Raw genomic sequence first — 7,780 nt, forward strand, 5'->3', positions numbered from 1 at the left:
TGCATCATTGTCTGTTTGATCTAATGTGATACCATATTTAATGGCTAAATAAGATTGTATCTTTTGTTGTACTGCACTGGTAGGAACAGTGTTGAAGACCATAATCTCAGCAATCTGACCGTCAAAGAAGTTTGCTCCATTGCTATCTGATCCAATAAATGTGCTACTGTTGTTTCCAGAGAATTGTACTCCGTTACCTGTGTTATTGGTTGCCAATTGCAATCCGTCTCTGTAAATTGCTTTGTTGGTTCCTGATGGGGTAGAAGTTCCTGAACTAGAACCACCATTCCATATATTAAATACATTGGCAGTACCTCCCCAAGCGGTAGTAAGTGCCGTTCCTGTAGCATTGTCTAGTGATAGTAAACTACCGGTTGTTGGTACTTGGAATTCAACTGCACCTCCTGTTACTGCATTAGAGAAAGCAAAAGAAGCATTGGTGGCAGAATTAGATTCTGTTACAGCATATATCCAAATATGATCATAAATGGCATTGCCAAGAATTCCGTTAGAGTTGATCTCTAGATCATGACCTGAAGCTTCTGTAAATTGTAGTGTAGGGTTAAAATTTAAACCATCTGTAGCTGTACCATCACCTAATTTAGCAGGACCTGTTCCTGTATTGGTTGCATTAAACGAGTTACCTGACTGATCTGCCCAGTTGGTTACTTCTCCAACACCTGTAACTCCAATATCTGCACGTAGCCAAAGGATGTTTCCTGCTACTGAAGGCGGAGCTCTGTCATCATCAATATCACGGTAATCTACATCATTGTATTCAGGTGCGTCTGGTTGTGCTCCGTCAGCAGTATTTACATCAGAATCAATATCCGGAAGGTCTGTTGCCGGATCATCAATATCGTCATTTACATCATTATCATTTAATACTCCTTCAAAGGCATCGTCTAATCCATCTCCATCTGTATCTGTTCCGGTTGCAGTATTCGCATTTCCGTTTTCTAAGATATCATTGGTTCCATCACCATCAGAGTCTGTATCTAAATAATCGGGATTTGTATCTGTATTATTTCCAGTAATATTATCTGTATTCACAGCAATCAAACCAACAGAGGCTCCTGTAGATGTATCACTAGTATTACTATCGTAATTATCATCCAATCCATCTCCGTCAGCATCTGTAATACCGCTTCCAGAACCTGAAGGAGCAATATATCCTATGGTTAATTGAGCTTCTACGTTATCTGGAATTCCATCATTATCTGAATCGATGTCTAAACGGTTTGGAATTCCATCAGCATCACCATCAGCCAATGCATCTTCATTGATGTCTAAGATTCCATCGTTATCATCATCAATATCTACAGAGTCTTCAACACCATCACCATCGGTATCAATAAAAATGGTGTCATCTCTATAATCTACATCTCCGGTGGTGGCTCCATCATTATCTGCATCCAGTAAGTTGTTTACCGGATCGTTTATCTCGTCATTCACATCAAAGGCTTCTCCGGCTGTTGCATCGGAACCTTCATAGATGTCATCCAATCCATCACCATCAGAATCAGTTCCTAATGATCCGGCATTCAGCGTAATTCCACTTTCATCTGCATCGCTTGTTGTATCGTTGTCAGAATCGGTATCTCTATAATCCGGTTCGTCTGTTCCATCATTGTTATTAGGAGTTAATCCAACGGCAGTGAATGTATCGTTGTTTTCATATTCTGAATCTACACCGTTAAGCCCAACATTTCCTGAAGGAGCTGTATATCCTGTGGTAGTTTGCGCTTCTACATTATCTGGAATACCATCGTCATCTGTATCGATATCTAAATAATCTGGTGTTGTATCTGTTGCGGTTGTAACATTAGGTGTTAAACCTGTTGCAGCAGGGGTATCGTTATTTTCATAGATGCTGAACAATCCGTTAGCTCCAACGGCTGCTGCAATTCCTGTCGTTGGAGAGGCAACGAACCCAGCAGTGGTTTGTGCTTCTACATTATCTAAAATACCATCACCATCTGAATCTAGATCTAAGGAGTTTGGAATTCCATCTCCGTCAAAATCTGAACAAGTTGTTGCACTATCTGCTCTTACCCATAAAGTGAAGCTTTCTCCATTAGCAATTTCACCGGAAAAAGAACCGGCACTATGCCTGATTCTCTGGGTTCCTTGGGAAGGAATCCAATGATATCCGGAAGTATTACCACATAGGTGGGCAACGTTTTGGTGTAAACTGGTTCCGCTACTTGTAGTACAACTGGCATCAACAGTAATGGCTGTTGCCTCAGTTCCTGTCCAATCATTATTAATTGTATTGTCTGCTGTTCCTTGATGTAATGTTGTATTGGTTGTAATTCTGGAAAGGATGGTTGCGTTACTTGTTGTAACATCAAAGTTTCCTCCTGAATGTGATATTCTAGCTTCGTTAGCGTCTGTAAGTGTAGCCAATGCTGCTGCGGATAGGATTCCTCTAGAAGAGTTTGTTAATGCTGTTCCTTGTGGAAGGTCACCGGATCCATTTCCAAAATCAATAGCTACTTGTACGTATCCATTTTCATCTACGTAGGTAGAGAAGGCGTTTCCGTTGAGATTGAAGAAGTAAACTCCAGCGCTGCTTACATTTCTGGCCTGACCTAAAGAGGTAAAGGCTGTTCCTACTGAGGTTCCATCAACACAAACATCTTCAACTGTATCAATAATTCCATCATTATCGTCATCAATATCTACGGTATCTACAATACCATCGCCATCGGTATCTTGACCTGCTAGTGTGTCTCTATAGTCTACATCACCACCCGTAGTTACATCGACATCGGCATCGATAAGTCCTCCGGCTTCAGGATCTGAGATGTCATCATTTACATCAAAGGTTCCTCCGGTTGTATCTACATTATCGAAACCATTGTCTAATCCGTCACCGTCGGTGTCTGAACCTGTGAATGAAGGGTTTCCTGTTCTTCCTTCTGCATCATCATTTGTTCCGTCTCCATCAGCATCTGTATCTCTATAGTCAGGTTCTGCATCTCCGTCGGTATTGATTAATGATGTTGATAGTCCTGTGTTTGCGAAAGAGTCGTTAAAACCATAGGCACTATCTAAACCATTATTACCGGGAACTCCGTTAGGAGCTGTGTATCCTGAGGTTGTTTGTGCTTCTATATTATCCGGGATTCCGTCATTATCGGAATCGATATCTCTATGATCCGGAATCGTATCTGAATTTGTTAGGGAACCATCTGTATTGATCCATTCAGCTTGCGTAATACCATTTGAATTGGCAGCTCCTCCTAAATCATCATCATAGGCATCATCTAACCCATCACCATCGACATCGTTTCCTGATTTTGGGATATAGCCTGCTGTAGATTGTGCTTCGTAATTATCAATAATTCCGTCGTTATCAGAATCGATATCTAAGTCGTCTGTAATTCCGTCACCATCGGTATCTACAGGAGAGCAAATGCTAAAGGCAGCATACTCTAAGTAATCCATGTTGATTCTACCTCCGGCTCTTTCCGTCATTCCGATTCGAATATGGGTAGCATCTGTAGCTAGGGTATAGGTTACAGTAAATACAGTTCCGTTACCACTTCCTGTAAAGTTTTGATCTCCAGAAGTAGCACTGTTATAAGAAACATTCCAATCATTAGAAGTGTTGTTACCACTAGCATCGGATTGTTGAAAAATTAACCTTTTTGCGGCTGTATTTGAAGCTGTTGTGGTTATTGTAACCACAGTACCTGCGGGTACAATGGCGTCACTAGCTCTTAGTCTCAACACTAAAACATCATTAGTGTTGTTCATTCTTGCTCCATTTCCGCCTCCTTGAATTCCATCTAAGATTTCTGTTTCTCTGGCAACTCCTACATCTACAGTAATACCATCAGCTCCACCAGCAGGAAAATTGGTATTGCTACATTCTTCGGTATCAATAATTCCATCGTCATCGTCATCAATATCTACTGTATCCGGAATCTTATCTCCATCGGAATCTAGTCCGGTTACATCATCTCTAAAGTCTACATCTCCACCTGTATTTACATCGGCATCTACATCGGGTAAATCTGTAGAAGGAGTTGTAATATTATCGTTTACATCGTAGTTTACATTATCTGCATCAAAATTGTTGTCTAAACCATCTCCATCAGTATCGGATCCACTCAAAACATTCCCTTCTCCATTTTCATTGATGTCGGTTGTACCGTCATTGTCAGAATCTGTATCTCTATAGTCTGGCAAATCTGTAAGATCTGTGTTTTCTATGGTAATTCCGGTAGGAGTGTAGGTGTCTACGTTTTCGTAGGCAGAATCGAGACCATTTTCACCAACATTTCCGGTAGGTGCGGTATATCCTAAAGTAGATTGTGCTTCTACGTTATCTGGAATACCATCGTCATCTGTATCAATATCTAAGTAATCCGGAGTTGTATCGTCATTGGTTTGTCCTGAGTCAAAAACATTAGGAGTAATTCCTACTGATCCACTTGCTCCACCACTTACGGTAGCATCATATACATCTACCAGTCCATCACCATCAGTATCTGTGGCAGAAAAGGCAATGAACCCGGCATCGGTTTGTGCTTCTACATTGTCTAAAATACCATCGTTGTCAGAATCTAAGTCTAAGTGATTGGGAACTCCATCACCATCAAAATCATATGCATCTGGGAAACCATCTGCATTTGCATCTGTATAATCGGTTAATGATCCATCTCCTGTTCCGTCGTCATTTACATCCTGATAGTTGGCAATTCCATCACCATCTTCGTCTCCATTTGGGTCTAAGCCACCACTTTCGGTTATATCTAGTATACCATCATTATCGTCGTCAATATCAAATGTATCTCCAACACCATCTCCATCTGTGTCTAACACTTGTAATGCTGAAACTCCATCCACAGAGATGTGTATCATCTCTACATCATTAATAACATTTCCTGCATTGGAATCGGCTCCGGGGAAAATGGTGAAGGTTTCACTGGCTGTACTTGCAATAAAAACAATTGTACTTGTACCCCAAACATCTCTACTTGATGCGGGTACAATAATGGTTCTTCTGGGATTTGACCCAACTTGAATATCGAAATCTTCTATGTATTGTCCGGCATAAGGTTCGTTACCTCCGGTTCCTCCATCAGCATTGGTAATAGAAGTCATTGTACTAATTACCAATTTATAGGTTGTTCCGGGAGTTAATCCGGTCATGGTTGTTGTTACGTTTTCTTCAATACTTCCTGAAGTACCGACATCACGTAATGTAATCCATCTAACATCTCCGGTAGGAGGTAATGGGAGAGGAGCTGCGGTCCATGTTGCATTGGCACCATAAAAACCTTCACCTCCGGCTTGATTTCTGTCGGAAATATCCGGTGTCCCATCTAAGTTAGGATCTGCATCTGCCCACCCAGTTGGATTACAGTTACCACAAATACCTGCAGACGTACCTGTACCAGGAATGGATTGAGCTTGAACACTTTCTATTGAAAAGAATAGAAAGAAAACAAAAGGGATAAGAAAAAATAGTTGCTTCGTACTGAAAAATTCAGCCAGAATCGCACCATTTCTCTTGAGTTTTTTCTCTTGAGATTTCATAAAAATTTATTTTACCCGCATTATACACAAATACAAATATAATTGATGAGCCCTTGATTTACAAAGAAATATAAGTAAAAGGGGGGTATTCCTGTGTGAAAATGAAAAAACGCACTTGAAATAAGTGCGTTTTCTGTGTGTGTAAATGCAAGTAAAATTGTAATCTAATCCATCACAATTTTCTTGGTGATCTCACCTTTTTCAGTGGTGACTTTTACGATGTAAATAGCAGTAGGTGCATTTACATCTAAGCGGTGTTCATTAGAAGGGTCTAAATTCTTCCAAACATTCACAGGTTGCCCTAGAATGTTGAATAATTCTACCTTTTTAATGACTGTGTTATTGTTATTTCTAATAATGATCTGATCTGTAGCATTGTTCATGAATACTTGGAATCCTTGTAATAAAGGATTGTCATCATTACTCAAAGCTGTACCTCCAAAGAGTAACACAAAACGATCTGTGTAAGTTCCTTTTGGTAAATCTAATTGTACAGGATCTTCCAGGTTGAATAATCTTCCTGTTACTAAATCTCCTAAATAGATAGTATATCCTTCCATATTCTCAACTTCATCGATCATGATGTGAACAGGATTGTCTGTATCTACATTAAGACCCAAAGGAATTTGTAATTCTGCACTTAATGCTCCAACACCTGCAATGATCAGGTTCTCTTCAAGTTCGTCAAAGTCCCAGAACATATCAGTAGGTTGTAAGTCAAATATTCTACTGTCAAATCCACTTTGATAAGCAAAGTCGTTTCCTTGTTTAAAGTTGATTCCTAGCTGTCTGTGTATTTCAGCATTGGTATCACTTACATAGTCCATACCAAGTTTAAAGTTTGGTAAGTTTTCAGGGATATTTCTAAAGAAAATATTATTCGTGCTTGCTGCTCTGTGTGAATTTTCAAAAGTTAATGTACCTCCTTTGTTAGCAGGTGCAGAAGCAAAGAATCCTTGCCCAACAGCAATATACTGTGGAGGGGCTTCATAGGTTCCTTCACCTAATCCGGCAGTTCCTTCTACTACTGAGTTTGCAGCTACTCCCATGGCTTCATTACGTTGCGAGTATCCACCAATATATCCGTATTTAGCGTGTCCTTCTACCTGTGTTGTTGTAGAGCTTTCTCCTTGGTGTTCCCAGAAGTATAGGGTTCCGTCAATTACAGCACTGTTATCTGAGATAAATTGTTGTGTATCTATAACACTTGGGTAAGGATTTCCTAATAAGGACGTACTACCCGGAGTTAATACCTTGGTAATAGTTCCATCATTTGGAGATCCCATAAACGTAAAGTTCTGTGGAGCTCTACCGGTACTCTTCATAATGAATCCTTCACCAATGTTAATGGCTCCAGTGCTTAATTTCTGAGACCAATCATTTCTATCAACTCCATTAAAATATCCGTATATCCACCAAGTTGCAATGGTAATAGGATTGGTAGGCGCACTGTTTAAAGAGGCTACTGTACCGTTATAGTTTACCCAATTGATAGCAGTTGCGGTAGAGTTTTCTGAGGTAGGAGTAGTCCCATCAAACATAACTGTTGAAGTAGAGTAAGTAGTGTTTCCAAGTGCAGCTACTACCGGTGAAGACCAATAGTTATAACGATATACACTTGGTGTATTACTAGCTTGATCTCTATAAATAACTCCGTTTCCTTGTACATTGGAAAGTCCTGTGTGTGATTGTACCAATTGCGCATCACCAATTAATCTAATTTCACCTTCTAATAAAAGATCTTGGTTGAATTCGATAAATTGATCATCATTTACAACTAGCTTGGTGTTTGGTTTTACCCATAAACACTCTACATTGGCGCTAGCTGTTAAAATAGCATTGGTTTGTGATGTTTCAGAATCTACAACTAGTACTTTTCCACCATCAATAGCTGAGGCAATATCATCTGTTGCAGGAGAAGAGTTTGCAGCGGCTCCTCCTGTCCAGTTCAAACCACCTACAGTAACTGTATCTCCATTCCAGAAGATACCCAACACCTCAGAATAGGTGAAATATTTAGTACCGTTAAAGTCGAAGTTAGCTACATAGTGTGCTACTCCGTTTATCGTTCTTGTTGTAACCGGAATGTGTTTTACATTGGTTGTAAAGTTTGCATCATCGGCAATTTTAAGAATGATAGTTTCGCTGTTTGGAGTCGTCAAAGCAGCATCAATTGTTGCTTGTACAGCAGCGATCTCAACACTTCCTACAGAGCCTGTTTCTACGA

At 40.0% G+C, this 7,780-nt stretch carries 2 protein-coding genes; both read right to left on the minus strand.

Translation table 11 applies throughout. From position 1 onward, the window contains the following. Positions 1-5,553 (minus strand): hypothetical protein (locus ACFSRZ_RS13670; protein WP_379667128.1); only part of this gene is annotated, 5,553 nt, incomplete at its 3' end. A 164-nt stretch (positions 5,554-5,717) separates the two neighbouring features. Further along, a partial coding sequence (locus ACFSRZ_RS13675) for a T9SS type A sorting domain-containing protein (RefSeq protein ID WP_379667129.1) occupies positions 5,718-7,780 on the minus strand: 2,063 nt, incomplete at its 5' end.

Source organism: Pseudotenacibaculum haliotis, from assembly GCF_042684245.1.
Taxonomy (GTDB): Bacteria; Bacteroidota; Bacteroidia; order Flavobacteriales; family Flavobacteriaceae; genus Polaribacter; species Polaribacter haliotis_A.